Origin of the sequence: Aeromicrobium sp. Leaf272, from assembly GCF_001422865.1 — a bacterium.
Lineage (GTDB): Bacteria > Actinomycetota > Actinomycetes > Propionibacteriales > Nocardioidaceae > Aeromicrobium.
The window spans coordinates 573,783-575,853 of record NZ_LMMY01000009.1; the positions used below are offsets into that span (position 1 = coordinate 573,783).

General features: G+C 72.5%; 3 protein-coding genes. 1 reads left to right on the forward strand and 2 read right to left on the reverse strand.

Annotated elements, in window-relative coordinates:
- Positions 1 to 1,056 (forward strand): CocE/NonD family hydrolase C-terminal non-catalytic domain-containing protein (locus ASF38_RS18795; protein WP_304438643.1); only part of this gene is annotated, 1,056 nt, incomplete at its 5' end.
- A 5-nt stretch (positions 1,057 to 1,061) separates the two neighbouring features.
- Here the strand turns inward: ASF38_RS18795 and ASF38_RS04430 are convergent.
- A partial coding sequence (locus tag ASF38_RS04430; RefSeq protein WP_235497391.1) for a matrixin family metalloprotease occupies positions 1,062 to 1,624 on the reverse strand: 563 nt, incomplete at its 5' end.
- A gap of 185 nt (positions 1,625 to 1,809) precedes the next feature.
- Positions 1,810 to 2,071 (reverse strand): hypothetical protein (locus tag ASF38_RS04435; protein ID WP_162237299.1); only part of this gene is annotated, 262 nt, incomplete at its 5' end.

Genomic DNA, 2,071 nt, shown 5'->3' on the forward strand with positions numbered 1-2,071 from the left:
GCGCCGCAGGACCCCTCTCGCATCGCGGGCTGCCCGAACTTCGTGGCGTTCGTGTGCCCGGCCGTGGTCACCGCCGGCGTCACCGGGACGCTCGACCAGGGCACCGTGCAGGAGCTGCGCAGGCGCTCCGTGGCCAGCTACGTGAAGCAGGTGCGCATCCCCACCCTCCTGCTGCAGGGTCAGTCGGACACGCTGTTCAACCTCAACGAGGGCACCGCCACCTTCCAGGCGCTCCGGAAGCAGAAGGTGCCCACCAAGCTCGTGTGGATCAACGGCGGCCACTCCGGCCCCAACGCGCCGGGCGAGATCGACTTCGACGCCCCGAGCATCTCCGGCCAGCACCTCACCGCGCGCCTCAGCGCCTGGTTCGACCACTACCTCAAGGGGCAGAAGACCGACACCGGGCCGCTGTTCTCCTACTTCCGCGACTGGGTCCCCTACACCGGCAACGCCCGTCCGGCGTACGCGACGAGCTCGACGTTCCCCATCGGCTCACGCACGCCGTTCTACCTCTCCGGCACGGCACTCACGCGCTCGAAGGGTGCCGTGGCGAAGGGGTCGCAGACCCTGCTCACGGGACCCGCCGGCGCACCCACCTCCCTCGGCACGATCGACGTCGTCGGCTCGCAGGTGCCGATCGCGCTGCCGGAGCTGGACCTGCCCGGGACGTCCGCGAGCTGGACCACCCCCGCCCTCTCGGCACCGCTGACGGTCGTGGGCTCCCCCACGCTCGACCTCTCCGTCACCGCACCCACGGCGGCCCTCACGCAGACCCTCGACGCCGGCAAGGTCGTGGTCTTCGTGAAGGTCCTCGACGTGGGCCCCGACGGCAAGGGCACCGTCGTGCGCGACCTCGTCGCGCCGGTGCGGGTGCCCGACGCCGGGAAGCCGTTCACCGTGACCCTCCCCGGCATCGCGCACCGCTTCGAGAAGGGTCACGCCCTGCGCCTCGTGGTCGCCGGCGGTTCGGTCAACTACCGCGGCGGCCTCGTCTCGGCGCCGGTGACGATCACGACCGGATCGGCGAACCAGGTGCTCACGCTGCCGCTCGTCTGAGCAGGTCAGGCGCAGCCGACGGCACCGAGCGCGGCGAGTCCCACCCGGTCGCCCGGGCCCCACGCGTCCCGCGGGCTGCTCGGGTGCATGAGCTCTCCGAGGTCGTCGACGTGGTCGAGGCCGAGCACGTGGGCCAGCTCGTGCATGAGCACCCCGGTCGCGACGTCGCCACCGTTCCCGCGGCGCACCAGGTCGGGGGCGTCGAGCATGATCTCGCCGGTCACGTAGGTGCGGCGGTCGTCGCGCTCGACCCAGGTGCTGCCGCCGAGACCACCCACGCGACCCTCCAGCTCGGCGACCTCGTCGGCGTCGGTCCAGCTGATCTGCACCGGACGCCAACCCTCCCCGTCCTCGGGGTCGTCCTCATGCGCGAGCGGCGCGTCGGTGGTCGTGCCGACGACCCGCAGGTCGAGCCCGCTGGCGTCCTCCACCTCCGCCACGGCTCTCCGGAGCACCGCGTCGGCGTCATCTGGGGCGCGTCGCTCGTTGACGACGATCCGCACGGGCGTGCACGGGTCGTAGGCCACCGGCGTCTCACCGTCGGCCTGCGTCTGCAGGAACGCGTACGNNGCCGGTGGACTCGGGGGCGATCACGATCCACGCCATGAGCACGCCGAGCATTCCCACCAGCACGCTCACCGCGAGGACGGCACGCGAGCGCGGGTCGCGCCGCCACGAGACGCCCTGTCCTGTCACCCGGACAGGATGACACCGCATGGCCCACGGGTCAGGGCGAGTGGTGGCGAGCGACGCTCAGCGCGGGACCAGCGGCACGCCGTCGGCGCCGGCGACGAAGGTGTAGCCGGAGGCCCCGGGGGAACGCTCGAGGATGCTGACGAACCAGTCACCGGGCCCCGGCGCCGCCACGGTCACCCGGTCCGGAGCAGCGTCGTGGTCGGCGTACGTGGTGACGACGCCGCCCCGGAAGTCGCGGGCGTCCTCGGGCGAGCGGTAGTAGGCCACCACATACACGCGGTGACCGGTGGCGGCCACGTGCTCGGTCCCCTCGACGATC